This window comes from Altererythrobacter xiamenensis (assembly GCF_900177715.1).
Taxonomy (GTDB): Bacteria; Pseudomonadota; Alphaproteobacteria; order Sphingomonadales; family Sphingomonadaceae; genus Erythrobacter; species Erythrobacter xiamenensis.
In genome coordinates this window covers 633,516-657,217 of sequence record NZ_FXWG01000002.1, presented here as the reverse complement: position 1 = coordinate 657,217, position 23,702 = coordinate 633,516, and the positions used below count along the sequence as shown (strand labels likewise).

Sequence of the window (23,702 nt, the reverse complement as noted above, 5' to 3'; positions counted from 1 at the left end):
CCAAACCGCCTCAACCTGGCGGCCCCATAACTATTCAAGCACGAAAGACCTGAACGATGGCCGACGAAGGCGATATCCTCACCGATCTGAACATGAACGATGCTGCGCCGAACGGTGCCGACAACCAGCCGAGCGCCGGCATCATCACGCAATATGTGAAGGACATGTCGGTCGAGAATCCGAACGCGCCCGACGTCTACCAATGGACCGAGCAGCCGCAGATCGACCTGCAGTTCAACATCGGCGCGAACAAGGTCAGCGAAGAAGTCACCGAGGTCGAACTCAAGATCAACCTCACCGCCAAGACCGACAAGGGCAACGCCTATCTGGTCGAACTGGTCTATTGCGGCCTGGTCGGCCTGCGCAATATCCCCGAGGAGCAGGGCCACGCCTTCCTCTTCGCCGAAGCGCCGCGCCTGCTCTTCCCCTTCGCGCGCAGCATCATTGCCGATGCGACCCGCGATGCCGGCTTCCCGCCGATGATCATGGACCCGATCGACTTCAACGGCCTCTACGTCCAGCAGCTGCAGGCGAAGCGTCAGCAGGAAGAAGCGGCGGCCGGGGGCACCCCCTCCGCGCCCGGCGGAAACGCCTGATCGCGTAAGAGCGGGGCCGGCAAGGTGAGCCTGCTCAAGAACGTCGGGACGATCGGCGGGCTGACCATGGTCAGCCGCATCGCCGGCATGGCGCGCGAGATGATATTCTCGCGCGTGCTCGGCGCCAATGCGGTTACCGACGCCTGGTTTCAGGCCTTCATCATTCCTAACGTCTTCCGCCGACTGTTTGCGGAGGGCGCTTTTTCGGCCGCCTTCGTGCCGATGTTTTCCAAGCGCTTGCACGGCGAGGGCGGGATCGACGAAGCGCGCAGCTTTTCCAATGCCGTGCTCAGTGTGTTCCTGCCGGTCCTGATCCTGCTCTGCGCAGTGATGATGGTGGCCATGCCTGGGGTGATCTACCTCCTCGCGGACAAGCCGATCGATCCTGCCGGGTTCGACATGGCGGTCGATTTCGCGCGGATCATGTTCCCCTATATCCTGCTGGTCAGCCTGGTGACGCTGTTCACCGGAATGCTCAACTCGGTGTCGCGCTTCGCCCCCGGTGCGAGCTTCCCGATCATCCTCAACCTCGTGCTGATCGCCGCCCTGCTGACCGGTGAGTATTTCATCGGGGCGCGCGGGGCGAGCGTCGAGCAAGTGGCCTATGGCATTGCCTGGGCGGTGACCGGTGCAGGGGTGATGCAGCTCGCCTGGCTATATTACTGGACCCGGGTCGAAGGTTTCCGCCCGAAGGTCATGTGGCCGCGGATCACGCCCGAGGTTAAGCGACTCTCGATCATCGCCCTGCCCGCGGCGATCGGCGGCGGCGCCTACCAGATCAACACGCTGGTCCAGCTCTACTTCCTCAACCAGTTGGACAGCGGTTCGGTCAGTTACATGAACTACGCCGACCGACTCAACCAGCTGCCGCTCGGCATTATCGGCATCGCCCTCTCGACCGCGATCCTGCCGACACTGTCGAAGTTCGTCGGGGGCGACAATCGCGAGGGCGCCGACCGCGTTCAGTCCGACGCGATCGAGCTTTCGATGCTGCTGACCATTCCGGCGGCCGTTGCGCTGGCGGTTTGCGCCACGCCATTCGTCACGATGATATTCCAGGGTGGCCGCTTCGACACGGCCGATGCGGCGATCACCGGACAGGTTCTTGCAGCTCTCGTCCTCGGCCTGCCCGCCTATGTGCTGGTCAAGGTGCTGGTGCCCAATTTCTACGCGCGGGCCGATACGCGCACGCCGGTCTATGCCGCCTTCATCTCGCTCGCGGTATTCGTCGCATTCAACATCGCATTTCTCCAGCGATGGGGTGTTCTGGGTGTTGCTGCGGCGAGCGTGATCGGCGCGTGGATCAACGTCGCCTTCCTCTACGCGGTGCTGGTGAAACGCGACTACTACAGGATCCCGCTGGCGCTTGTGGGACGCGTCTTGCGCCAGCTGATCGCCGCTGCCGCCATGGGCCTTACCTTGTGGTATGCGCGCGACCTGCTAACGGATTATTTCGCAGCCGGACTCTTCGCGCGGCTGTTCGCCCTGGCGTCGCTCGTCGCTGCCTCGGCCATCGTCTATTTCTCGGTCGCCTTCGCCGTCGGCGCGATCGACCGGCAGAGAATCGCGACCCTCACCAAGAAGAAAGCGCCCTGATTTCCATGCGTATCGTCTCCGGCATCCAGCCAACCGGCAACCTGCACCTCGGCAATTACCTGGGGGCTATCCGCAATTGGGTGCGGATGCAGGACGACTTGGCCGCGCAGGGCGGTCAGAGCCTGTATTTCCTCGCCGATCTTCACGCGATCTCGATGCCGCACGACCCGGCGGAGCTCGCTTCCAATACGCTCGAGATGGTCGCGGCACTGGTCGCCTGCGGCATCGACCCGGACCGCTCGATCCTGTTCAATCAGGCGCAGGTTCCCCAGCATGCCGAGCTGCAATGGCTGCTCAACGGCACGGCCCGCATGGGCTGGCTCAACCGCATGACCCAGTTCAAGGACAAGTCCGGCAAGAACCGCGAAGGCGCATCGGTCGCGCTGTTCACCTACCCGGTGCTGCAGGCAGCCGACGTCCTGCTCTACCAGGCGACGCATGTTCCGGTGGGCGAGGACCAGAAGCAGCACCTCGAACTGGCGCGGGACATCGCGCAGAAGTTCAACAACGACTTCGCTTCCGAAGAGGCACCCGTCTTCACGCTGCCCGATCCGATCATCCCGCCCGAAGCGGCGCGGATCATGAGCCTGCGTGATGGCACGGCAAAGATGAGCAAGTCCGATCCTTCGGAAATGAGCCGCATCAATCTCGTCGACGATGCCGACACGATCATGAAGAAGGTGAAGAAGGCGAAGACCGACCCTGAGCCGCTGCCGTCGGAAGCGAAGGGGCTGGAGGGGCGCGCCGAGGCGCAGAACCTCGTCGGCATCTACGCCGCGCTGTCCGGCGAGAGTGTCGATGCCGTTCTCGCGCGGTTCGGCGGGCAGGGCTTCGGCGTGTTCAAGCCTGCTCTGGGCGAACTGCTGGTCGAAAAGCTCGCGCCGATCAACACGCGCTTCGTCGAACTTCTCCAAGATCGCGAGGCGCTCGATGCCATTCTCGCACGCGGCGCGGCCCAGGCACGCGAGATCGGCACACCGACGCTCGATGCGACCTACAAGGCGCTGGGGCTCGTTCGCGGCTAAGCCATTCAAACACTTACGCTTTGCCTGAACCGCGCGTTCAATGCCGGTTCAGGACACCGTCTTTACAACACGCCCTATCGATGACAGCCTGCGAGCCGGCGTGAGGGATGGTGCGCTGCGAGTCTGTTGTTCTCAAAAGGGTAATGACATGAAATTCTCAATCAATGACAAGGCTCGCGCCGTGAAGCTGGCCAGCGTGCCTCTGCTTCTCGCCAGCCTTGCCGCTTGTGCGACACCGTTCAAGGCGGATGTCTCGCGCTTCCAGTCGCAACTTCCCGCTCCGCAAGGCGAAACCTTCGCCGTGGTAGCGGACGATCCTGCCCTCGCCGGAGGTCTGGAGTTTTCGCAATATGCCGATTTCGTAGAGGGTCAGATGGAGCGTCTGGGTTACACTCAGGCCGCACCTGAAAAGGCGACCCTGCTGGTGCGCTTCGACTATGGCGTCGACAACGGTCGCGAGCGTGTCCGCACGACAGGGAGCGCGTTTGCCGATCCCTTCTACGATCCGTGGTATGGATATTCGCCGCGCGCGCGCTTCTACGGACGTTCGCGGTACTACTACCGCCCGACCCTGCGCTCGGCATGGGGTTACGGCTTCTATGACCCGTGGTTCGGTGGCCCCGAAGTGCGCAGCTACACCGTCTATACCAGCGGTATCGACATGAAGATCGAGCGAGCCGGATCGGGCGAGCGTCTCTTCGAAGGCAAGGCTCAGGCCGTCTCGACTTCGAACAGGCTGCAGTATCTCGTGCCGAATCTGGTCGAAGCGATGTTCACCGACTTCCCGGGCAATTCGGGCGAGACGGTGCGGATTACGATCAAGCCGGAAGAAAAGACAGTCCGCCGGCTCGACCGCGACTGACAAAGGCTCACCCTTTCAGGCAATTCAGGGGCGGTTCCTTCGCGGGGCCGCCCCTTTTTCTTAGGCGTCTCTGTGGTGATCCCGCACCGCGACCATCCCGAGCGCAATGGCGAGAACGAAAACCGCCGCTTCCGCGACAGCCGTGACGCCGCCGAAATCGAACACAGCCGCCGTCCATCCCGAATCGATCCACGCCAGCAACCCGGCCGTCGGGTCGATTGCCAGCCGCGTGCCGCCCAGATCCTGCTGGACAGCCAGCAAGCTACCACCCAGCAATCGCCCTCCCACCAGATCGATCAGCAGGCCAGAGATCGCTCCCAGCATGACAGCGGCGGTGCCGACGACGAGACCCGACAGGTGCAAGCGCTTCGACAGCGCCAGATAGGACGCAAGGCCCGCAGCCAAACCGAGGACCAGTCCTTCGAAAAGCCCTGTCACCGGCCCCAGTTGCGCGCTGGTCAGCAAGGCGATCCCATCCCGCCCGAGTGATCCGCCGAGCGCTCCGGCGACTACACCGCCCATTCCCGCTGCGGGGATGAGCGCCATGTCCGGCCTTGCCCGCCACGCGATCGCCCCCGCCATTCCGAGCCCCAGACCTGCACCTGCCAATACACCCAAAGCGGCGACGAGCGCGGTCAGGACCATTACCATCGAGGCCCCCCCTTGGCTCGCAATGACGCCATAGAACATCCCGCCCGCCGCCCCTGCCAGCCCCCCGGCGAGCGTCGCCGCCCCAGCGACCTGGCCCGCCATCTTGCTGTGGCTGGCGGATTTCGAGTTCGGCGCGATCACCTTTTCTGCCGCATCCTCCGGCTCGACCAGGAAGCGATATCCATGCTTGGGAACGGTCTGGATAAAGCGCGGGCTGGATGCATCATCGCCAAGAGCACGGCGCAAGGTCCGAATGCATTGCGTCAGCGCCTCGTCCGTCACCGGGATCCCGCGCCAGATCTCGTCCATGAAGCGGTCCTTCGATACGAGAGAGCCAGCCTCTGTGACGAGGAGTACGAGCGCGTCGAAATAGCGCGCGCCCAGTTCCACCTGAACGCCGGAACGCGTCAGGCGACGGTTCGCGAGGTCCAGCGTGAACTCACCGAAGCAAAGCGATTGCGGGCTATCTCCCATCGAGCGACGCTTATGCGATGAGCGCGCAATGATGAAGTGTTTCAGTGATTGCTCACAAATTGCTCATGCCGCTCAGGGCGCGATCTGCGATGCGAGGCCAATCGACGGTCTACAAGCAGGAGACATTCATGACCGAAGTTCAGACCCGTGGGCGGACACTTTTCAACGGCTGGCGGCTGGCAGGCTGGGGAGCGCTGGCCGCGCTGCTGTGCCTGCCTGCCGTTGCAATGCAGCTGACCGGAGAGGTCGACTGGACCGCTTCAGACTTCGTGTTTGCCGCAGTGCTGCTGACCGCGCTCGGAACCGGTGTCGAAATCGCGCTGCGAGTCGGCCGAAGCGCGCGGCACAAGGTCGCGATCGCCCTTGCGGCGCTCGGCGCCTTCCTGACCGTCTGGATCAATATGGCGGTGGGAATAATCGGGAGCGAGGACGAACCAACCAATCTCGCCTTTCTCGCAATGGTTGGCATGGCGATCGTGGCCAGCCTGCTCGTCTCGTTTAGGCCGGAACGGATGCGGTGGATCATGGCCGCTCTCGCTGCCGGCCAGTTCGCGGTCGGTATCGCCGCTGCGACCTGGACCATGCCGGGCCATGCAGTCGAATGGGGTGCGCTCGGATTCTTCGCGACCATCTGGGGCGCGTCGGCGGCCTGCTTCCACTCCGCGCACCTGCCGGCGGCGATGTAATGGTGAACTAGCTCAGCTTTGCGTGTCCGCCGGTCGATCCGAAGCCGCCCGTGCCGCGCTCGGTCGCGTCCAGTTCATCGACTTCGACCCATGCAGCCTGCGTGACAGGCGCGAGCACGAGCTGCGCCACGCGATCCCCTCGCGCGATCGCGAATGGTTCGGCACCGTGGTTGATCATGATGATCTTCAGCTCGCCGCGGTAGTCGCTGTCGATCGTTCCCGGGGTGTTGGGGACAGTGATGCCATGCTTGAGTGCCAGTCCCGAGCGGGGACGCACCTGGATCTCGAACCCTTGCGGAATGGCGACCGAAAGTCCCGTCGCCACTGCATGGCGCGCGCCGGGGTCGAGTGTCACCTCCTCTGCAGAGACGATGTCCATGCCCGCTGCGCCCGCTGTCGCATAGCGCGGCAGATCGAGCCCCTCGCCATGCGGGAGTCGCTTGACCTGGACGGGGACCTGATCTGTGTGGGCCGTATTACTCGGCTGCTTCGGCGTCTTGCTCATTGAGGGTGGTTGCTATCCGCTCAACCAGCGCCATGGCAACATCGAGCTTGGGCATTTCGTCCAGGCTCTCCACACCTTCGGCATCGATGATGTGTACCTTGTTGAGATCGCCGCCCATCACATCGCCCGACACGTCGTTCGCCACGATCCAGTCGCAGGTCTTGCGCTTGCGCTTCGCCTTGGCGTGATCGAGCACGTCTTCGGTTTCCGCTGCAAAGCCGATAACGAGCGGCGGACGATTGTCCGATGCAGCGACATTGGTGAGGATATCGGGGTTCTCCTCGAGCACGAGTGCGGGCGGCGCAGAGCCGCGCTTCTTCATCTTCTCGGCGCGATATTCCTTCGGCCGCCAATCGGCGACTGCGGCGACCATGACAGCGGCATCGGCGGGTAGCGAATTGCGCACCACCTCTGCCATGTCGCGGGCGCTCTCGACATTGATGCGGTCGACACCCTTCGGTGTCTTGAGAGATACGGGGCCGGCGACAAGCGTGACCTTCGCGCCAAGCGCGGCGGCGGCGGCTGCGATGGCGAAGCCCTGCTTGCCCGACGAGCGATTGGCGATGTAGCGAACCGGATCGATCGCTTCCCAGGTCGGGCCAGCGGTGATGAGGACATGACGACCGGCGAGCGGGCGATGGCCCTCGGCTACCTCGAAGGTCTGCCCCGCGAGCGCGTCTTCCTCGTTGGTCTCGATCTCGGCTGGTTTTGCCGAAACGGGGATGGCATCGCCTTCGATCGGCTCCGGCGCAGCGCCGCCGCCCTTGACCTCGTGGTTGATCGCCTCGGGATCTGTCGGTGGAGCGGATTTCGCCGCGCCCTTCTGGGCCATGAGCGGTCCGCCCAGGTCGGGCACCGCATCGGGATCGACATCGTCTTCGGGCAGCTCTGCAGCTTCGCCTTCCGTCAGCGCTTCGTCGTCGCCAGCTTCCTCGCCCGCCTCGGCCGCGGCTGCGGCGGCTTCCTCTGCCTCGAGATACTCGGCTTCGATTTCCTCGGCGCTCTTCTTCGCGGTCGAACGCGGGATGATCGAGGACAGCAATCCGCCAAGGCCGCCGCCCCGCGGTGCTTTCTCGGGCTCGATCGCTTCGATTTCTTCTTCGTCCGGCTCGTCTTCGACAGGTGCCGCCGCAGGTGCAGCAGCCGGCGCGGGAAGCTCGACCTCGATGCCGAAGTGCTTGGCGATTTCCGCCCAGATCACCTCGGGTTCGGGCAGTCGGCCATAGCCGAACTCACCGCAAGCCATCGGCCCTTCATCGGGGTCGAGAACCTCGACACCGGCCTGCCTCAGCCAGGTGACATTGCGCTGGGTCGCCTCATGCTCCCACATCCGCACATTCATCGCGGGCACGGCCATGACCGGCTTGTCGGTTGCGAGAATCAGCGTGGTGGCGAGATCGTCGGCAATGCCGGCCGCCATCTTGGCGACGAGATCCGCCGTCGCCGGGCACACGACTACGAGATCGGCCTCGCGGCTGAGCTCGATATGGCCCATCTCGACTTCGTTCTTGAGGTCCCACAGCGTGGTATGCACCGGATTTTCGCTGAGCGCGGCCAGCGCCATCGGCGTGACGAACTGCTGTCCGCCCTCGGTCACCACGCAGGTAACATCACCGCCACCCTTCCGGATCAGGCGCACGAGTTCGCACGACTTGTAGGCAGCGATTCCGCCGCCCACGACGAGCAGGATTTTTGGACCTGACTCGCTCACGTCACTTTCACTCCGCCAATGCTCGGCAAGGCTCGCATGATATTCGCGGGCTCCCTTCATTCAATCTGCCCCATAACGTACCCGATACGTTGGAGGAGCGGCAAACGCAGCCGCACACTAAACCCCATTGGACCCTGCAGCCTAGTGGTTAAATTTTGCCTAGCGTGATCGCAATCGCTAGCTAACCTCTCACCAAGGGGAGAAATCGGACATGGCCATAATCTTGCGTGCACTGCTATTTGTCGGCGGGCTGTTCTTTGTTCTGATGGGGATCGGTTTCCTGATCGACCCGGCAGGTTCTGGCGCCGATTTCGGTATCTATGCCAATGGCGCCCATGGCCTCGCCTCGATACGCGCGGACATGACCGCGTTCTTTCTCGTGGCGGGCGGCTGCATGATCTGGGGCGGCTGGGCGCGCAATGGCGATCCCTTGCTGGTCAGCGCCGCGCTCATGTTCATCGCACTGATCGGCCGTTTCCTCGGCCTCATTCAGGATGGCACTTATGAAGGCTGGTGGCCGCCTATGATCGTCGAAGCCGTAACGGCGACGGTGGCGCTGATTGCCAGCCGTATCCTGCCGCATCATGCGCTGACCGCGGAAGACTAGATCCAGCCGAGCGCAGACGCGCCGATAGCGCCCGCTGCGCCGAGCGCCACTGCTAGGCCATAACCAAGCCAGCCGCGACCTTCGCGCTGGCGCCGTTCCCACATCAGCTCGATATGGGGCAGTGGCGGCGGTTCGGGCGCGCCACCCTTCGGCGGGAACCGATCCTCGATCCTTCGCACGAGATCGGGAATACGCAGCAGCGTCTCGGTATCGGTCTTAATCCGGTCGGCCAGCGCCGCCTCGGGGCCGAGTTCGTCACGGATCCAGTTGCGAACATAGGGCGCGGAAACGTCCCACATGTTGATTTCGGGGTTCAGCTGGGTCGCGATCCCTTCGACCATGACCATCGTTTTCTGCAGCAGCAGCAGGTGCGGCTGGGTCTGCATGTCGAAATCGCGGGTGATGGCGAACAGCCCGTCGAGCATCTGGCCGACCGACAGTTCGCTGACCGGCTTGCCGCGCATCGGCTCGCCTACCGCGCGCAGGGCCGTCGCAAACTCGTGGACCGAGTGGTAGCTCGGCACATATTGTGCCTCGAAATGAATTTCGGCGACACGGCGGTAATTGCCTGTCGTGAGGCCATAGAGAATCTCTGCCAGCCACTGCCGTGCGCGCCGGTCGATCCGGCCCATGATGCCAAAATCGATGGCGACAATCGTGCCGTCGTCTTCGACGAACAGATTGCCCTGGTGCATGTCCGCGTGGAAGAAACCCGCGCTGATCGCCTGGTTCAGGAAGGCAAGCACCAGCCGCTGGGCCAGATCCGGCAGGTCGTGGCCCTTGGCCTTCAATTCGTCGATCTTGCTGATCTTGGTCCCGTTGACCCACTCGACCGTCATCACCCGGCCATTGGTCCGGTCCCAGTCGATTGCGGGAATGCGATAGCCCTCGATGCCATGCATGGCCTCGGCGAGTTCGCTGGCCGAGGCTGCCTCGCGCCTCAGGTCCAGTTCGCTATTGGTCCAGCGCTTGAAATTGGCGATCGTGAGGCGCGGCCGCAGGCGAGAGGCTTCGCCGCCCATCGCCTCGACATGGGCCGCCGCCCATTCATAGGTGCTGATGTCGCGCGCGAAACGTTCGCGGATACCCGGGCGCAGCACCTTGATCGCGACCTGCTTGCCATCGGTGGTCACCCCGCGATGGACCTGCGCGATCGACGCCGCACCGACCGGTACCGGATCGATGGACGAGAAAAGCGTGTCGAGCGGCTGGTCGAAAGCCGAGGCGATCGAAGCCTCGATCTCTTCGAAAGGAACAGGCGGCAGGCTGTCCTGCAGGCTCAGGAGATTGCGCGCGGCTTCCTCTCCGACGAGGTCGGGCCGCGTTGCAAGCGTCTGGCCTAGCTTGATCGCAGCGGGGCCGATTTCCTGAAAAGCGCCCGCGTAATCGGGCTCGCTGGGCGGAAAGGTGCCAAAGCGCGCAACACGTGCCAGTCGCGCAACCGGCGTCGGCGTATTGGGATCGCGCTCGATCCCTCTCAGCGCGCCGTGGCGGCCCATGGTGCGGCCCCATTTGAGAAGCCGCCAGATATGCGTCGCAGGACGCGCCATTCTAGACCTTCCAGCCCGAATGGATCGCCACTGCACCGCCGAGGATCGGTTCGACCCGCGTATTGGCAAAACCAGCCTCGCTGATCATCCGCTCGAACTCCGGCATGGGCGGGAAGCGGCGGATCGATTCGGCGAGGTAGCGATAGCTTTCCTCGTCCTGCGCGATCAGCTTGCCCATTTTCGGCATGATCTGGTGCGAATAGAGGTCGTACACTTCCTTGAAGCCCGGCCACTGCGTGGTCGAAAACTCCATGCAGAAGAATCGCCCGCCGATCTTGAGGACGCGATGCGCTTCCTTCAGCGCGGCGGGAATATCGGTGACGTTCCTGATCCCGAAGACGATGGTGTAGGCATCGAAGGTACCGCGCGGATAGGTCAGCTGTTCGGCGTTCTGCCGCGACCATACGAGGCTGTCGAGGCCGCGCTCCATCGCGCGTTCGATCCCGACGTCGAGCATGTCCTGATTGATATCGGCGACGGTCACATCGGCACCGCGCTGCGCCATGCGGAAAGCGATGTCACCCGTGCCGCCCGCCATGTCGAGAATTGCCTCGCCCGGCTGCGGTTTGACCCGACGCACGAAGCGGTCCTTCCACAAGCGGTGCATGCCGCCCGACATGGCATCGTTCATGATGTCGTATTTCGCGGCCACGCTTGAAAAGACATCGCCCACACGGCGCGTCTTTTCCTGCGGGTCGACCTCTTCATATCCGAAGGAGACTTTCTGTTCGCTCATGGGGCGCGCCTTAGATGGAATTGCCCGGTCGGCAAAGGGTGTTAAGGGGGTCATTGTGCGTACCGAACAGGCATCCGCCTGTTTCCGGGGTCATATCCGGCGAGCTAAAGAAGCGAACCATAGAATAATGCCCGAACTTCCCGAAGTCGAAACCACGGTCCGCGGGCTCGCACGCTTCCTGGAAGGTGCCGAGATAACGCGCGTCACAGTGAACCGGCCCGATCTGCGCCGCCCCTTTCCGCCCGAACTGGTACAAGTGATGACGGGTGCGAGAGTCACGTCGCTTTCCCGCCGCGCCAAATACGGCCTCATCCACACCAACCGCGATCAGACGCTGATTTTCCACCTCGGCATGAGCGGGCGCTGGCGGATCGACCCCGAGGATACGGACAAGCACGACCATCTTGTCCTCGAGACAGCCGACAACCGCTTCGCGCTGTGCGATCCGCGCCGCTTCGGTTCGGTCGATCTGGTCGGTACCGGCGCACTGGCCGACTGGCCGCAATTCGCGGTGATGGGCCCGGAGCCGCTGGGCGAGGAATTGACCGCGCAATATCTTAAGAGCGCGCTCAAGGGGCGTGCTCAAGCGATCAAGCTGTGCCTGCTCGACCAGCGCATCGTGGCGGGACTTGGCAACATATATGTGTGCGAAGCGCTGTGGCGCGCCGGTATCCATCCCCGCAAAGCAGGCGGCAAGGTGACGAGGCCTCAGCTCGAGCGGCTTGTGCCTGCGATCAAGGATGTGCTGACCCAGTCGATCAGCGATGGCGGATCGAGCTTGCGCGACTATGCCCAGCCCGACGGAGAGCTGGGTTACTTCGCGACCCGCTTCGACGTGTACGGACGCGAGGGTGAGGCATGCCGGCGCGACGATGGCGGCACGATCCGGCGTTTCGTGCAGGGCGGGCGCAGCACGTGGTTTTGCGCGAAGTGCCAGAGGTAGGGAAACACTTGCCTTTCGCGGCATGACGACCTATGTGCGCCGCTTTCCGGCGTGAATCGCCGTTTCTACATACAGTTTATACAGGAAGCCGGTCGCTGACAGCGCGACCCGAGACAAGGACGAACATGGCCAATACGCCGCAAGCCAAGAAGCGCATCCGCCGGAACAATCGCCGCGCGGAAATCAACACCGCCCGCATGAGCCGCATCCGCAACTTCGTGAAGAAGGTCGAAGCGGCTGTCGAAGCTGGCGACAAGGAAGCTGCCACCAATGCCCTGCGCGCCGCTCAGCCGGAAATGGCACGCGGTGTCGCTCGCGGCGTGATGCACAAGAACACCGTCGCACGGAAAATGTCGCGCCTCTCGAAGCGAGTCGCAGCACTCTGATTCGGCCCATCTGACGGGCTCGATCACCGAAAAAATTTGCAAAGGGCCGGCCCGAAAGGGTGCGGCCCTTTTGCTTTGCCGATGCTGCATCGCAGCGCCTCTGGCGTAACCCACGGATTCTCAACGATTCGCGCGCAGCGAGGGCGAAAAACGTTTGTTTTCATATAGTTGAACGTAACCCTGCGGGCTTGCGCTGAGTCAACAGCTTTATTTCAGTTTTTTTACAGGTCTTGCCCTTGCGCCCAGCAAAAAGGCGGTCATAAATCGACCTCATCAGCCTGGGGCGGGACAGCCCGGGTCTTTACAAACTGACGATAGGGGGAACCCCGGGAACCGCGATTTCCGGGTGTGGGTAAGCTTTGCCTATCGTATGAACTGGGGCTCTCTCCGGAATGGCGATTCCGGGGTGTGGGGTAGGATTGCGATTTCAGATGGTACACAAGAACGATAACGCGCGGTCGACACAACGGAAAGTGGATGAGGATCTGATGGAAGATGTCGAAGCGGTAAATCTCGCCGCAGATTGGGCCGACATCAGCCAGGGTCTTCGCAAGGACCTCGGTCACCAGTTGCACAGCCAATGGATCAAGCCGATCCAGGTTGGCGGCATAGAAAAGGAAACGGGCACGCTCGACCTGTTCCTGCCGACCGAGTTTTCAGCCAATTGGGTCAACGATCGTTTCCACGACCGGCTGCAGCTTGCCTGGAAGATCGTGCGCAGCGAAGTGCGCAAGGTTCGCATCCAGGTTCACCCCGGTCGCCGCCAGCTTCCCGAGCTGCGCTTTGGCGACGGGCGTCGCCCCGCCAACGATGGCGCCGATACCAGCGCGATCGCAGTCGCCGCCGGCACGATCGACGATGCTGGTTTCACCAGCTCTGTCGGGCTCGACCCCTCGCTCACCTTCGCCGCCTTCGTCACCGGCGAAGCCAACGTGCTCGCCTGCAATGCCGCGCAGCGCATGGCCGCGACCGAACAGCCGCAATTCTCGCCGCTTTACCTCAAGGCCGCGACCGGCCAGGGCAAGACCCACCTGCTGCACGCGATCGGCCATGCCTATCTCTCGGCACACCCGCGCGCCCGCATCTTCTATTGTTCGGCAGAGCGCTTCATGGTCGAGTTCGTCCAGGCGCTGAAACAGAACCAGATGATCGAGTTCAAGGCGCGCCTGCGCAGCTTCGATCTCCTGCTGGTCGACGACATCCAGTTCATCATCGGCAAGGCGAGCGCACAGGAAGAGCTGCTCTATACGATCGATGCACTGCTGGCCGAGGGCAAGCGCCTCGTCTTTGCCGCCGACCGCGCCCCGCAGGCGCTCGACGGTGTCGAACCGCGCCTTCTCTCGCGCCTTTCGATGGGTCTCGTCGCCGATATCCAGGCTGCCGATATCGAGCTGCGCCGTTCGATCCTCGAATCGAAGCTGACCCGGTTTGCGCCGCTCAACGTGCCGGACGATGTGATCGACTTCCTCGCCCGCACCATCACGCGCAATGTTCGCGAGCTGGTCGGCGGCCTCAACAAGCTGATCGCCTATGCCCAGCTGACGGGTCAGGAAGTGTCGCTCAACCTCGCCGAAGAACAGCTGACCGATATCCTTTCGGCCAATCGCCGCCGGATCACGATCGACGAGATCCAGCGCACGGTTTGCCAGTTCTACCGCATCGACCGCGGGGAGATGTCGTCCAAGCGCCGTGCACGCGCCGTGGTGCGTCCGCGCCAGGTCGCAATGTACCTCGCCAAGGTGCTCACGCCGCGCAGTTATCCCGAGATCGGGCGCAAGTTCGGCGGCCGCGACCATTCGACGGTTATCCACGCCGTTCGCCTGATCGAGGATCTGCGCCAGCGCGATGCCGATATGGACGGCGACGTACGCAGCCTTTTGCGCCAGCTGGAAAGCTGATCCGCACACGATCTGCGCACCCAGCACCCACACATTGCCAACGCTTGATCGACAGGGCTGCCCACAGACTTGGGCACAGCCTTGTCGACAGGCCGTGCACAGGCTGTAAACAGCTTCTCCATGAGCTTTTCCACCGAGCGTCTCGACCGTTTCGCGCGCCATATCGTGCTCCCCGAGATCGGCGGCGCCGGACAATTTGCGCTCGCCGAAGCGCATGTCGCAGTGATCGGACTTGGCGGGATCGGCTCGCCTGCGCTGCAATATCTGGCGGGTGCCGGGATCGGGCAGTTGACGCTCGTCGACGATGACGACGTCGACGCCTCGAACCTCCAACGCCAGACGATCTTCACCAATCGCGATGTCGGCCATGGCAAGGCTGTTGCCGCACGGCGCTGGCTTGCCAATTTCGATGAAGCGCTCAAGGTCACGATCAGCGATACCCGCATCACCGAAGATAACGCGCGGGCGCTCGTCGCCGATGCCGATCTGGTGCTCGACGGGACGGACAATTTCGCCACGAGGCTCGCAGTCTCGGATGCCTGCGTCGCGGCAGGCGTGCCGCTGCTATCGGCAGCGGTCGGCCGGTTCCAGGGTCAGGTCGCAGCCTTCGCCGGCCATCTCGACGACCAGGCCTGTTATCGCTGCTTCGTCGGCGACGCCTTCGATGCCGAGGACTGCGATACCTGCGCCGAAGACGGCATGCTCGGCGCAATGGCGGGCTGGGTCGGAACATTCGCAGCGATGCAGGCGGTGCGAGTACTGCTCGACGGCGTCAGCACGTTCGGCGATCCGCAATGGGGCAAGCTCCATATTCTCGACGGGATGAAACCGGGCATGCGCACACTCAACATCGCCGAGGATCCCGAATGCAAGGCCTGCGGATCAGGCGGATAGAATCTCGTCCACCCAGGCGGGGACCAGTTCGCCCGCCCTGCCCTGACGCGATTCGTGGAACCAGTGCGAGCCGTCCGACCGTTCGAGATTGAGCTCGAGCGTTTGCACGGCCAGGTCGCGCGCATCGCGAACGAAACCGGCGGCGGGATAGACCGCACCCGAGGTTCCGATGCTGACGAACAGGTCCGCCTCGCGAATCGCGCCGTAAATTCGCTCCATCTGATAAGGCATCTCGCCGAACCAGACGACATCGGGGCGCAGCGATGGGGCCTGGCAAACGGGGCAGGCCGGACGGTCCGACAAGGTCGCATCCCAGGGGCTGCGCATTTCGCAGGCCGTACACAGCGCGCTCTTCAACTCACCATGCATGTGCAGGACCCGCTTGGCTCCGGCGCGCTCGTGGAGGTCATCGACATTCTGCGTCACGATCAGGAGGTCGCCGGAAAACTCGGCATCGAGCCGCGCCAGCGCCTGATGCGCCGCATTGGGCTGCGCCTTGCTCAGCGCCTCGCGCCGCATGTCGTAAAAGCCCAGAACGAGGTCGGGGTTGCGCGCAAATCCCTCGGGCGTCGCGACGTCGTCTATATTGTGCTGTTCCCAAAGCCCTCCCGCGTCGCGGAAGGTGTCGATCCCGCTTTCGGCGGAAATACCAGCTCCTGTCAGGATGACGATGTTTCGTATATCGGTCATTGCACTCAACTAGCATAGCGATATGGCGCAATGAACGCCGGACTCAGGGCAATGTCATAAGGAAAACGCAGTGGCACAATTCGGCATCATCGGAAGCAAGGGGCGTATGGGTCAGGCGCTCGCCAGTGCGATCGAGGAAGCGGGCCACGGCCTGGCCGGCGGGGTCGACCAGGGCGAAAAGCCCGGACCGCTGGCGGCGAGCTGCGATGCCCTCATTGATTTTTCCTCGCCCGATGCGCTCGAGGCGAACCTTGCGGCGGCGCGCGTAGCAGGCGTGCCGATCCTGATCGGAACGACCGGACTGGACGATTCGCACCATGCCGCCATCGACAGCGCCGCCCAGGCGATCCCGGTGCTTCAGACCGGCAATACTTCGCTTGGCGTGAACGTGCTTGCGTATCTGGTCGAGAAGGCCGCGGCGAAGCTCGGCCCCGATTGGGACATCGAGATCGTCGAGATGCATCACCGGCACAAGGTCGATGCGCCGTCAGGCACCGCGCTGCTATTGGGCGAGGCCGCCGCAAAAGGCCGGGGGATCGACCTCGCCGACAACACGGTGAGCGGCCGCGACGGCATGACCGGCCAGCGCGAGTCCGGCGCGATCGGCTTCGCCGCGCTGCGCGGCGGAACCGTCGCGGGCGATCACAGCGTCATCCTTGCCGGAAACGAGGAGCGCATCACGCTTTCGCACAGCGCCGAGAATCGCATGATCTTCGCACGCGGGGCGGTGAAAGCCGCCGCCTGGCTGATCGGGCGCAAGCCCGGGCGCTACACGATGAACGACATGCTGGACTTATGAAGATCCTGGCCTTGGGGAGCGCGATCTTTCTCGCGGCGCTTCTGGCGATCATCGGTTTTGCCATGATCCCTGGCGGCCCGGAGGATTATGTCGGCCCGATGCGCATGGGCCTCGCTTCCCTGGTCATGCTTCCGGCAGGATATTGGCTGATCGCCGACAAGATACTTTCGGCGAAATATGCCGCCATGATCGTGCTGGCGATGGGAATCACCATCGCAGCTCTCTGGATTCCATTGCTCCGGTCGCGTCTGATGATGCTCGCCCATGGCGGGGCGATGGCGTTCTGGACGGCGCTGTGGGCTATCGCCTCGCTGCCGTTCTTGCGCGTCGTGACCAAGGATTTGAGGAAACCGCGCAAGTGACCAAGGACCAGATTTTCGAGTTCTTCCGCCGCCTCGCCGAAGACAATCCGGAACCCGAGACCGAGCTTGAATATGGCAATGCCTATCAGCTCGTCGTGGCCGTGGCGCTCAGCGCGCAGGCGACCGATGTCGGCGTGAACAAGGCGACGCGCGCGCTGTTTCAGGAGGTGACGACGCCGCAGCAGATGCTCGAACTCGGCGAGGACGGGCTCAAGGAGCACATCAAGACCATCGGCCTGTTCAACTCCAAGGCGAAGAACGTCATCGCGCTCAGCCAGCTGCTGGTCGATGATTACGGGGGCGAAGTGCCGGACAGCCGCGAAGAGCTGGTCAAACTGCCCGGCGTGGGGCGCAAGACCGCCAATGTCGTCCTCAATTGCTGGTTCAAGCAGGAAACCTTTGCGGTCGACACCCATATCCTGCGCGTGGGAAACCGCACCGGTCTCGCCAAGGGCAAGACACCCGAGCAGGTCGAGGCCAAGCTGGAAAAGCGTGTTCCGCAGCCCTTTCGCCTCCATGCGCATCACTGGCTGATCTTGCACGGTCGCTATGTCTGCAAGGCGCGCACGCCCGAGTGCTGGCGCTGCAAAGTCGCCGATTTGTGCAGTTACCGCAAAAAAGTGCTAGAGAAGCCGCGACGGGGGGCAAAGACAACAAAAGGCGCCTGATCACGTCGGGCGCCGGGAAAGGAGCCTTCACATGATTCGGCAAACCCTCGCCATCACTCTTTCACTCGCAATCGCCGCCTGCGCGCCGGTTGAAAGCGATGAAGCCTTCGTCTCGGATGGACCGGCCGTAAGGGTCGTGGGCGAGGCGCAAAGCTGCGTCACGATTACCCAGATCCGCAGCTCCAAGGTCCGCGACGACCGGACGATCGATTTCGAAATGACCGGCGACAAGGTCTATCGCAATACACTCCCGCGCAGCTGCCCTCGCCTCGGTTTCGAGGAAGCCTTCACCTACAGCACTTCGCTCTCGCGCCTGTGCAACACGGAAATCATCTACGTGCTCGAGACGGTTGGAGGCGATGTGCGGCGCGGCGCAGGATGCGGATTGGGAGATTTCGTGCCCGTAGAGTATATTGAGGACTAGGACTATCGGAGGACGGGGATGATTTACCGCAAGTTCGCTTTGGTCGCGGCAGTTTCGGCAGGCCTGGCGGTGCCGGGCAGCCTCGCAGCGCAGGACGCAGCCGAAACGGCGGTGATCCTTTCCGGCTCATCGGGCCAGGGCAAGGCCGCCAATTCGCTTGGGAATGCAGTGCGCGGAAGCGTCAACAGCGCCGCCGATGCAATCCGCGCAGTCCCGCGCAATTCCTCCAACCGCTCGACCGCGAGGACCGGGAATCGCCGAGGCCCGGTGCAAATTCAAACGGCGATCCCGACGAACGATCCGCTCGAAAATACCGATGCCACTCGCTTCCAGACCGGCAGCGGGGCAACGATCAGCGTGAGCGGGCGCATGAGACCGTCGGCCGCCGCACGCTGCATCGAGAATTGCGGCACGGATTCTCCAACCGAACAGCCCGGACAGGACGCGACGGAAACGCAATACGCTCCTGAATAACGCGTCAGACGTCGTCGAGGCTCGCCATTTCGGCGCGATCAATCTCGCCCGTCATGGACGCCACGGTAGTCGCCACTGCGGCGTCGCCACTGACATTGGTGGTCGTTCGCATCATGTCCATGATCCGGTCGACGCCTGCGACGAAGGCGATCGTTTCGAGCGGTACACCTACCGCTCCGAACACCAGCGCCATCATGATGAGGCCGGCGCCCGGAATGCCGGCCGCCCCGATCGCGCCGAGCGTCGCAAGAATCGAGATCAGGAAATACTGGCCCCAGCTCAGATCGACCCCGAAGATCGACGCGCCGAACAGCGTCGCAAGGCCGAGGTACATCGCGGTGCCGTTCATGTTCACCGTCGCGCCGAGCGAGATGACGAAGGCCGCGACCGAATTGCTCACGCCGAGGTTGCGCTCGGCGCAGCGCAGCGTCACCGGCAGAGTCGCGTTGGAGCTGGCAGTCGAGTAACTGACCGCCATCGCATCCACGATCCCCTGGAAGAAGGGTTTGACCGGCAGTTTGGCGATGAACTTTATCATCGCCGAATACATCAGGAAGATGATCAGCAGGCAGCCGGTGTAGTTCAGGATCACCAGCCAGCTGAGCGCCTTCAAAGCGTCGATGCCGAGCGTACCTGCGACCCATGCCATCAGGGCAAAGACACCGAAAGGCGTCAGTTCCATCACGATCATCGTGACCTTCTGCATGATGACCGCGCCCGAATCGAAAATCTTCTGGACCGGCTCGCCCTCTTCCTTGGCCATGAGGATTCCGATGCCGATGAGAAGCGAGAAAACGATGAGCGGCAGCACCGCGACATCCGCCATTACCTGCACCGGGCTTTCGGGCACGATCGAGAGGATCATGTCGACTGCTGTGGTCGGGTTGGGTTCCGGTGTGGGCACGCTGGGTGTCCCTAGCGTTTCCTTGTCCGGAAACAGGCCGAGATTGACCGCGCCCGTACCGAGCGCGAGACCGAGCCACACCGCAATCTGCCCGCTGACGACGAACAGCAGCAGCGCTCGCCCGCCGACCGCACCCAGCTTGCGCAGGTCTCCGATCGCGGCGACGCCCGCGACAAGGCTGAAGAAGATCAGCGGGACGACCAGCATCTTGATCGACTTGATGAAGAAGTCGCCGATCCACTTGATGCTTTCGGCTTCCGGCCCCCAGAACAGGCCGAGCGCGACGCCGAGTACGAGCGCACCGATCACGCGCTGCCACAGCGGAATGTTGAACCAGGCGCGCAACATGGCGACCCTCCCCTTACTTATAGCCGAGCGCCGCCCTGGCGATCGCGGTATATATACGGCCTAGCGCATCGAGGTCGGCCATGGCCACTGCCTCGTCGCGCTTATGCATGGTCGCGTTGCACAGGCCGAACTCGATCACCGGGCATACGGCGCGCAGGAAACGCGCGTCGGATGTCCCGCCGCTGGTGGAGGCCTCGGGCTCGATTCCCGTCTCTGCCTTCACAGCATCCGCGATCATCTGCGAAAACTCGCCTGGGGGCGTGAGGAAGGGCTCACCCGAAATCACGGGGCGCGCCGTGCCGCCATGCCTGACCGCGATCTCGGTCACCAGTCTGGAGAGCGAGGCGCCCGAATGCTTGTCATTGAAACGGATCGAAATGCGCGCACTCGCTTTCGCGGGGATCACATTATGCGCACGGTTAGGCACGTCGAACTCGGTTATCTCGAGGTTCGATGGCTGGAACCAGTCGGTGCCCTGGTCGAGCTCCACCTTGTTGAGCTCCGACAGGATCGTGACCATCTTGGGCAGCGGATTGTCGGCGAGGTGCGGATAGGCGACGTGGCCCTGCGTGCCCTCGACCTCGAGCCAGATATTGACCGAGCCGCGCCGCCCGATCTTCATCATGTCGCCCAGCTGGTTGACGCTGGTCGGCTCCCCGACGAGGCACAGGTCGGGCCGGATGTCCTCTTCGCGCATGTAATCGATCAGAGCGCGGGTGCCATGCAGCGCAGGCCCCTCTTCGTCACCGGTGATGATGAAGCTGATCGTTCCGGCATCGGCAGGGACATTGCGGGCAGCCTCCACCATGGCTGCGATCGCGCCCTTCATATCGACCGCGCCGCGTCCGTAGAGCAAGTCGCCGCGCTCCTTTGGCGCGAACGGCGCACTGGTCCATCCTTCACCGGGCGGGACCACATCGACATGGCCTGCAAAGGCGAAATGCTTCGAACCTGCCGGCCCGCGGCGGATGGCGAACATGTTCTCGACCGCTTCTTCGTCAGTGCCTGCTTCGCCGTCGCCGCGCGTGAAGCGGTGGCACTCGAAACCGAGCGGGCTCAGCATCGCTTCGAGCACATCGAAGACGAGGCCCCGCGCCGGCGTGACACTGGGGGCCTCGATCAGGCGCTTGGCATAGTCGATTGCCTGGCTCATCGTCGCTCCTCCGGTTCCGGAAGCGGTCCCGGCGCAAAGGCGCTTTCGAGCAGTTCGGCGATACGGATGCCAGCCTGCTGCACGCGCCGACGCGCGATCGGCACCGAAGCGACGATATCTTCCTGCGTCAGTGCCGTTTTATCGGGTAGCTCACCGGCGCACGGCTCCTGATCGAAGGCAGTGGGATAGAGGAACTCGCGTGCTACCTCCCAGCTCTCACGGCCCCAATCGGCGGGGCTGCCTCCCCCCAGTTCGGCGCGCTCTGCTGAGGCATAGCGACGGACCACCGGGGGCTCGCCGGAGGTAATCGCGCGTTCCGCCAGCGCGCCGTCCCAGATCCAATGCAGGTTCATGCCCGGCACGATGCCATAGCTCGCCTCCCGGTCGTTTCCGCCGCGATCGTCCTTGTCGCCCGAATGGAGCGGTTGGTGAATATCGCCAGCGAAATGAACCATGAAGGCGAGCGCCTCCAACCGGACATGCGCGGGCAGGCTTTCATCGGCGAGGATGCGATGGCTGCGTTCGATCTGGGCGGTGACGCAATTGCCGCCCGAGCAGTTCTTCCAGGGCTCGTAGGCTTCGCAGATCGGGGTGGTGCGATAGTGCCAGCTGGCCGTGTAGCCCCAGCGCCAGCGGGTCCGCCGGACGCAATCGGCCCAGGTCGCAAGCTCTTCGATCGAGTCGATCGGGCATTCCGGAGTGCCGAGCGCCGCATCACCTGCCATCAAGGCGCGCACCTTGGCGCGCACTTCGGGCGAGGAGTTCGCCATCGCGATCTCGGCAGTCACACCATGCGCGTAAAAGCCCCAGGCTTGCGCCGGAACAGGCAGCGCCAGGATGGACGCCAGCAGCAGTGCGGCAAATGCGCGAAGGGTCATTGCGGAGCAACCTCGAACTGTTCGATCACCCATTCTTCTTCCTCTGATGCGGAAATCCATTCCTGGGTCCAGTCATGCTCCCAGATCGCTTGCATATAGGCTTGCGCGAAACCGGGCACGCCCACGCCATAGGTGATGAAGCGCGAGACGACCGGCGCATAGAAGATGTCTGCTGCGCCAAACGTGCCGAACAGGAACGGCCCGCTCTTGCCGAAACGCGCCCGCGCCTCGGCCCAGAGAGTCAGTATCCGCACAATGTCCTGCCGGGTATCGTCGGAAACATCGTCGAGCGCGATCCGCTTGCGCACGTTCATCGGCAGTTCCTGCCGCATCGAGCGGAACGAGCTGTGCATCTCCGCGACCATCGCACGCGCCATGCCGCGAGCAGTATCATCCTTCGGCCAGAAGCGTTCGCGCCCGACCTTGTCTGCAAGGTATTCGAGGATCGCGAGGCTGTCCCACACGACCGTGTCCTCATCCCACAGGATCGGCACCTTGCCTGAACTGGGCGCCATCTCGCCCATGTCGCGCTTCGCCTCGGCCCAGCCCTCGCCCATGATCGGTACGGTCAGCTCCTCGAAATGGAGGCCCGATTGCTTGGCCGCAAGCCAGCCACGCATCGACCAGCTCGAGTAGTTCTTGTTGCCGATGATCAGCTTCATGCGCGCTCCACCTTGCTTGCGGAATCGCCCTAGGCGTTCAGTTTTGCAGTGTCGAGACTGAACACTGGTAGAGCGCGATTGCACGGCATGAAAAGCCGCCTAAAGTCTCGCAACATGAGCCTGCGCCCCTTCCATCTCGCCTTTCCCGTCGACGATCTCGCCGCTGCGCGTGCCTTTTACGGCGGCGTGATGGGCTGCGACGAGGGGCGGTCATCGGACGAGTGGATCGACTTCGATTTCTTCGGTCACCAGATCGTCGCGCATCTCGCTCCCGGCGAAGCGGGCGACCGCGCGAGCAACCACGTCGACGGGCATGGCGTGCCGGTACCGCATTTCGGCATCGTATTGCGGATGGAAGATTGGGAGGCGCTGGCCGAGCGGCTCAAGGCGGCAGGCACCGACTTCGCGATTGAGCCGACCATCCGCTTCAAGGGACAGCCGGGCGAGCAGGCGACGATGTTCTTCCGCGATCCCGCCGGAAATGCGCTCGAGATGAAGGCCTTCGCCAGCGACGACATGCTGTTTGCGACTTAGGTAAGGAAGCGGCTCAGTCAGCCCAGCCGGCGCCCAGCGCATCCTCGACCACCGCGGCGCGCAATTCGGCGATGCCCATGCCTTTTTCGGCGCTGGTCACGTGGATCTGCGGGAAGGCGGCGACGTGCTTCTTCGCTTCTTCGGCAACTTTCGCCACCGTCGCGTCGAGCTCGCTCTTCTTGATCTTGTCCGCCTTGGTCATGACAACCCGATAGCCGACCGCCGCTTCGTCGAGCATGGTCATCATCTCGCGGTCGACGTCCTTCAGCCCGTGGCGGCTGTCGACCAGCACGAGATTGCGGTGGAGCACCTGCCGTCCACGAAGATAGCTGCGCACCAGCTTCTTCCACTTCTCGACCACCTTGGGCGGCGCCTTGGCAAAGCCGTATCCGGGCATGTCGACGAGCCGGAACAGCGTCGGGTCGCCCACCTCGAAGAAGTTGAGTTCCTGCGTGCGGCCCGGCGTGACCGAAGCGCGCGCGATCGCCCGGCGCCCGGTCAGCGCATTGAGCAGCGAGCTCTTGCCCACATTGGAGCGCCCGCAAAAGGCGATCTCCGGCACCGTCGGTTCGGGCAGGAACTTCAGTTGCGGTGCGGACAGCAGGAAGTCCACCCGCCCGGAGAACAGCTTCGTCGCCGCTTTCTCGCGGAACGCCTGCTCGCGCTCTTCTTCGGGACTCACGGTC

The 23,702-nt window shown here is 63.3% G+C and carries 27 protein-coding genes; 16 read left to right on the top strand and 11 right to left on the bottom strand.

What is annotated here, in order from left to right:
* Positions 1 to 56: 56 nt before the first annotated feature.
* The 4 genes from secB (at position 57) to CCE89_RS08515 (ending at position 4,079) form a co-directional block, all read left to right on the top strand.
* Entirely contained in the window at positions 57 to 596 is a 540-nt protein-coding gene (gene secB, locus CCE89_RS08530) for a protein-export chaperone SecB (RefSeq protein ID WP_086437603.1), read from the top strand.
* Between the two features lie 24 nt (positions 597 to 620).
* Complete coding sequence (gene murJ, locus CCE89_RS08525) at positions 621 to 2,192, top strand: murein biosynthesis integral membrane protein MurJ (protein ID WP_086437602.1); 1,572 nt, start codon at positions 621 to 623, stop codon at positions 2,190 to 2,192.
* Between the two features lie 5 nt (positions 2,193 to 2,197).
* Positions 2,198 to 3,217, top strand: coding sequence for a tryptophan--tRNA ligase (trpS, locus tag CCE89_RS08520; RefSeq protein ID WP_086437601.1), 1,020 nt, complete (start codon positions 2,198 to 2,200; stop codon positions 3,215 to 3,217).
* Between the two features lie 148 nt (positions 3,218 to 3,365).
* Positions 3,366 to 4,079: a DUF4136 domain-containing protein gene (locus tag CCE89_RS08515; protein WP_086437600.1), complete on the top strand. Its 714-nt coding sequence runs from the start codon at positions 3,366 to 3,368 to the stop codon at positions 4,077 to 4,079.
* A 60-nt stretch (positions 4,080 to 4,139) separates the two neighbouring features.
* Here the strand turns inward: CCE89_RS08515 and CCE89_RS08510 are convergent, their stop codons facing one another.
* Entirely contained in the window at positions 4,140 to 5,204 is a 1,065-nt protein-coding gene (locus CCE89_RS08510; protein WP_086437599.1) for a winged helix-turn-helix domain-containing protein, read from the bottom strand.
* A gap of 128 nt (positions 5,205 to 5,332) precedes the next feature.
* On the opposite strand from CCE89_RS08510, the gene CCE89_RS08505 reads away from it, so the two are divergent.
* Positions 5,333 to 5,890 carry a hypothetical protein gene (locus CCE89_RS08505; RefSeq protein ID WP_143255993.1) on the top strand — a complete coding sequence of 186 codons (558 nt, stop codon included), beginning with the start codon at positions 5,333 to 5,335 and terminating at the stop codon, positions 5,888 to 5,890.
* Between the two features lie 7 nt (positions 5,891 to 5,897).
* Here the strand turns inward: CCE89_RS08505 and dut are convergent, their stop codons facing one another.
* Together dut and CCE89_RS08495 are read right to left on the bottom strand one after the other, a co-directional pair.
* Positions 5,898 to 6,395: a dUTP diphosphatase gene (dut, locus tag CCE89_RS08500; RefSeq protein WP_086437597.1), complete on the bottom strand. Its 498-nt coding sequence runs from the start codon at positions 6,393 to 6,395 to the stop codon at positions 5,898 to 5,900.
* Positions 6,367 to 8,106: a bifunctional phosphopantothenoylcysteine decarboxylase/phosphopantothenate synthase gene (locus tag CCE89_RS08495; protein WP_234990004.1), complete on the bottom strand. Its 1,740-nt coding sequence runs from the start codon at positions 8,104 to 8,106 to the stop codon at positions 6,367 to 6,369. Before CCE89_RS08495 ends, dut begins: the two co-directional genes overlap by 29 nt.
* A gap of 211 nt (positions 8,107 to 8,317) precedes the next feature.
* On the opposite strand from CCE89_RS08495, the gene CCE89_RS08490 reads away from it, so the two are divergent.
* On the top strand, positions 8,318 to 8,713 hold the full coding sequence (locus CCE89_RS08490; RefSeq protein ID WP_086437595.1) for a DUF4345 family protein: 396 nt from the start codon (positions 8,318 to 8,320) through the stop codon (positions 8,711 to 8,713).
* Here CCE89_RS08490 and ubiB read toward each other — a convergent pair.
* A complete protein-coding gene (ubiB, locus tag CCE89_RS08485; RefSeq protein WP_086437594.1) occupies positions 8,710 to 10,263 on the bottom strand; it encodes a 2-polyprenylphenol 6-hydroxylase in 1,554 nt (517 codons plus the stop codon). The two genes, CCE89_RS08490 and ubiB, sit on opposite strands and share 4 nt — an antisense overlap.
* Position 10,264: 1 nt before the next feature.
* Positions 10,265 to 10,999: a class I SAM-dependent methyltransferase gene (locus CCE89_RS08480; protein WP_086437593.1), complete on the bottom strand. Its 735-nt coding sequence runs from the start codon at positions 10,997 to 10,999 to the stop codon at positions 10,265 to 10,267.
* Between the two features lie 127 nt (positions 11,000 to 11,126).
* Here CCE89_RS08480 and mutM point away from each other — a divergent pair, with 127 nt between their 5' ends.
* The 4 genes from mutM to CCE89_RS08460 all read left to right on the top strand — a co-directional run bounded on the left by mutM (position 11,127) and on the right by CCE89_RS08460 (position 15,120).
* Positions 11,127 to 11,942 (top strand): bifunctional DNA-formamidopyrimidine glycosylase/DNA-(apurinic or apyrimidinic site) lyase, encoded by an 816-nt coding sequence (gene mutM / locus CCE89_RS08475; protein WP_086437592.1) that lies wholly within the window; start codon positions 11,127 to 11,129, stop codon positions 11,940 to 11,942.
* Positions 11,943 to 12,067: 125 nt separating this feature from the next.
* Complete coding sequence (rpsT, locus tag CCE89_RS08470; protein WP_086437591.1) at positions 12,068 to 12,328, top strand: 30S ribosomal protein S20; 261 nt, start codon at positions 12,068 to 12,070, stop codon at positions 12,326 to 12,328.
* A gap of 431 nt (positions 12,329 to 12,759) precedes the next feature.
* A complete protein-coding gene (gene dnaA, locus CCE89_RS08465; RefSeq protein WP_086437590.1) occupies positions 12,760 to 14,226 on the top strand; it encodes a chromosomal replication initiator protein DnaA in 1,467 nt (488 codons plus the stop codon).
* A gap of 120 nt (positions 14,227 to 14,346) precedes the next feature.
* The gene (locus CCE89_RS08460) at positions 14,347 to 15,120 is read left to right on the top strand and encodes a HesA/MoeB/ThiF family protein (protein ID WP_086437589.1); all 774 of its coding nucleotides are present in this window, start codon (positions 14,347 to 14,349) and stop codon (positions 15,118 to 15,120) included.
* On the opposite strand, the gene CCE89_RS08455 is transcribed toward CCE89_RS08460, so the two are convergent.
* Positions 15,109 to 15,810, bottom strand: a complete 702-nt coding sequence (locus CCE89_RS08455; RefSeq protein WP_086437588.1) for an NAD-dependent deacylase — start codon at positions 15,808 to 15,810, stop codon at positions 15,109 to 15,111. The genes CCE89_RS08460 and CCE89_RS08455 overlap by 12 nt on opposite strands.
* Positions 15,811 to 15,880: 70 nt before the next feature.
* On the opposite strand from CCE89_RS08455, the gene dapB reads away from it, so the two are divergent.
* From dapB to CCE89_RS08430, 5 genes are read left to right on the top strand one after another with little or no spacing between them, the layout of a single operon-like run.
* Complete coding sequence (dapB, locus tag CCE89_RS08450; RefSeq protein ID WP_086437587.1) at positions 15,881 to 16,609, top strand: 4-hydroxy-tetrahydrodipicolinate reductase; 729 nt, start codon at positions 15,881 to 15,883, stop codon at positions 16,607 to 16,609.
* Positions 16,606 to 16,971, top strand: a complete 366-nt coding sequence (locus CCE89_RS08445) for a hypothetical protein (RefSeq protein WP_086437586.1) — start codon at positions 16,606 to 16,608, stop codon at positions 16,969 to 16,971. Before dapB ends, CCE89_RS08445 begins: the two co-directional genes overlap by 4 nt.
* Positions 16,968 to 17,639 (top strand): endonuclease III, encoded by a 672-nt coding sequence (gene nth, locus CCE89_RS08440; RefSeq protein WP_086437585.1) that lies wholly within the window; start codon positions 16,968 to 16,970, stop codon positions 17,637 to 17,639. Before CCE89_RS08445 ends, nth begins: the two co-directional genes overlap by 4 nt.
* Before the next feature lie 31 nt (positions 17,640 to 17,670).
* The gene (locus tag CCE89_RS08435; protein WP_086437584.1) at positions 17,671 to 18,063 is read left to right on the top strand and encodes a hypothetical protein; all 393 of its coding nucleotides are present in this window, start codon (positions 17,671 to 17,673) and stop codon (positions 18,061 to 18,063) included.
* Between the two features lie 18 nt (positions 18,064 to 18,081).
* Entirely contained in the window at positions 18,082 to 18,537 is a 456-nt protein-coding gene (locus CCE89_RS08430; RefSeq protein ID WP_086437583.1) for a hypothetical protein, read from the top strand.
* Positions 18,538 to 18,541: 4 nt separating this feature from the next.
* On the opposite strand, the gene CCE89_RS08425 is transcribed toward CCE89_RS08430, so the two are convergent.
* The 4 genes from CCE89_RS08425 to CCE89_RS08410 are packed head-to-tail and all read right to left on the bottom strand — an operon-like array spanning position 18,542 to position 22,482.
* Positions 18,542 to 19,789 (bottom strand): dicarboxylate/amino acid:cation symporter, encoded by a 1,248-nt coding sequence (locus CCE89_RS08425; protein ID WP_086437582.1) that lies wholly within the window; start codon positions 19,787 to 19,789, stop codon positions 18,542 to 18,544.
* A 13-nt stretch (positions 19,790 to 19,802) separates the two neighbouring features.
* Complete coding sequence (gene dapE / locus CCE89_RS08420) at positions 19,803 to 20,942, bottom strand: succinyl-diaminopimelate desuccinylase (protein WP_086437581.1); 1,140 nt, start codon at positions 20,940 to 20,942, stop codon at positions 19,803 to 19,805.
* Entirely contained in the window at positions 20,939 to 21,820 is an 882-nt protein-coding gene (locus CCE89_RS08415; RefSeq protein WP_086437580.1) for a S1/P1 nuclease, read from the bottom strand. The genes dapE and CCE89_RS08415 overlap by 4 nt, the downstream gene beginning before the upstream one ends.
* The gene (locus tag CCE89_RS08410; protein WP_086437579.1) at positions 21,817 to 22,482 is read right to left on the bottom strand and encodes a glutathione S-transferase family protein; all 666 of its coding nucleotides are present in this window, start codon (positions 22,480 to 22,482) and stop codon (positions 21,817 to 21,819) included. The genes CCE89_RS08415 and CCE89_RS08410 overlap by 4 nt, the downstream gene beginning before the upstream one ends.
* A 114-nt stretch (positions 22,483 to 22,596) precedes the next feature.
* On the opposite strand from CCE89_RS08410, the gene CCE89_RS08405 reads away from it, so the two are divergent.
* Entirely contained in the window at positions 22,597 to 23,016 is a 420-nt protein-coding gene (locus CCE89_RS08405) for a VOC family protein (protein ID WP_086437578.1), read from the top strand.
* A gap of 13 nt (positions 23,017 to 23,029) precedes the next feature.
* Here CCE89_RS08405 and yihA read toward each other — a convergent pair whose 3' ends face one another.
* Positions 23,030 to 23,698: a ribosome biogenesis GTP-binding protein YihA/YsxC gene (gene yihA / locus CCE89_RS08400; RefSeq protein ID WP_086437577.1), complete on the bottom strand. Its 669-nt coding sequence runs from the start codon at positions 23,696 to 23,698 to the stop codon at positions 23,030 to 23,032.
* Positions 23,699 to 23,702: the final 4 nt, after the last annotated feature.

What these genes read in the sequence shown, in the direction of transcription:
- dnaA (WP_086437590.1), top strand. Translation starts at nt 12,760, where the DNA reads ATGGTACACAAGAACGATAACGCGCGGTCGACACAACGGAAAGTGGAT.
- CCE89_RS08445 (WP_086437586.1), top strand. Translation starts at nt 16,606, where the DNA reads ATGAAGATCCTGGCCTTGGGGAGCGCGATCTTTCTCGCGGCGCTTCTG.
- dut (WP_086437597.1), bottom strand. Translation starts at nt 6,395, where the DNA reads ATGAGCAAGACGCCGAAGCAGCCGAGTAATACGGCCCACACAGATCAG.
- CCE89_RS08405 (WP_086437578.1), top strand. Translation starts at nt 22,597, where the DNA reads ATGAGCCTGCGCCCCTTCCATCTCGCCTTTCCCGTCGACGATCTCGCC.
- CCE89_RS08480 (WP_086437593.1), bottom strand. Translation starts at nt 10,999, where the DNA reads ATGAGCGAACAGAAAGTCTCCTTCGGATATGAAGAGGTCGACCCGCAG.
- CCE89_RS08435 (WP_086437584.1), top strand. Translation starts at nt 17,671, where the DNA reads ATGATTCGGCAAACCCTCGCCATCACTCTTTCACTCGCAATCGCCGCC.
- trpS (WP_086437601.1), top strand. Translation starts at nt 2,198, where the DNA reads ATGCGTATCGTCTCCGGCATCCAGCCAACCGGCAACCTGCACCTCGGC.
- CCE89_RS08425 (WP_086437582.1), bottom strand. Translation starts at nt 19,789, where the DNA reads ATGTTGCGCGCCTGGTTCAACATTCCGCTGTGGCAGCGCGTGATCGGT.
- dapE (WP_086437581.1), bottom strand. Translation starts at nt 20,942, where the DNA reads ATGAGCCAGGCAATCGACTATGCCAAGCGCCTGATCGAGGCCCCCAGT.
- CCE89_RS08510 (WP_086437599.1), bottom strand. Translation starts at nt 5,204, where the DNA reads ATGGGAGATAGCCCGCAATCGCTTTGCTTCGGTGAGTTCACGCTGGAC.
- CCE89_RS08505 (WP_143255993.1), top strand. Translation starts at nt 5,333, where the DNA reads ATGACCGAAGTTCAGACCCGTGGGCGGACACTTTTCAACGGCTGGCGG.
- CCE89_RS08460 (WP_086437589.1), top strand. Translation starts at nt 14,347, where the DNA reads ATGAGCTTTTCCACCGAGCGTCTCGACCGTTTCGCGCGCCATATCGTG.
- mutM (WP_086437592.1), top strand. Translation starts at nt 11,127, where the DNA reads ATGCCCGAACTTCCCGAAGTCGAAACCACGGTCCGCGGGCTCGCACGC.
- CCE89_RS08455 (WP_086437588.1), bottom strand. Translation starts at nt 15,810, where the DNA reads ATGACCGATATACGAAACATCGTCATCCTGACAGGAGCTGGTATTTCC.
- CCE89_RS08515 (WP_086437600.1), top strand. Translation starts at nt 3,366, where the DNA reads ATGAAATTCTCAATCAATGACAAGGCTCGCGCCGTGAAGCTGGCCAGC.
- CCE89_RS08490 (WP_086437595.1), top strand. Translation starts at nt 8,318, where the DNA reads ATGGCCATAATCTTGCGTGCACTGCTATTTGTCGGCGGGCTGTTCTTT.
- CCE89_RS08415 (WP_086437580.1), bottom strand. Translation starts at nt 21,820, where the DNA reads ATGACCCTTCGCGCATTTGCCGCACTGCTGCTGGCGTCCATCCTGGCG.
- rpsT (WP_086437591.1), top strand. Translation starts at nt 12,068, where the DNA reads ATGGCCAATACGCCGCAAGCCAAGAAGCGCATCCGCCGGAACAATCGC.
- CCE89_RS08410 (WP_086437579.1), bottom strand. Translation starts at nt 22,482, where the DNA reads ATGAAGCTGATCATCGGCAACAAGAACTACTCGAGCTGGTCGATGCGT.
- secB (WP_086437603.1), top strand. Translation starts at nt 57, where the DNA reads ATGGCCGACGAAGGCGATATCCTCACCGATCTGAACATGAACGATGCT.
- CCE89_RS08430 (WP_086437583.1), top strand. Translation starts at nt 18,082, where the DNA reads ATGATTTACCGCAAGTTCGCTTTGGTCGCGGCAGTTTCGGCAGGCCTG.
- ubiB (WP_086437594.1), bottom strand. Translation starts at nt 10,263, where the DNA reads ATGGCGCGTCCTGCGACGCATATCTGGCGGCTTCTCAAATGGGGCCGC.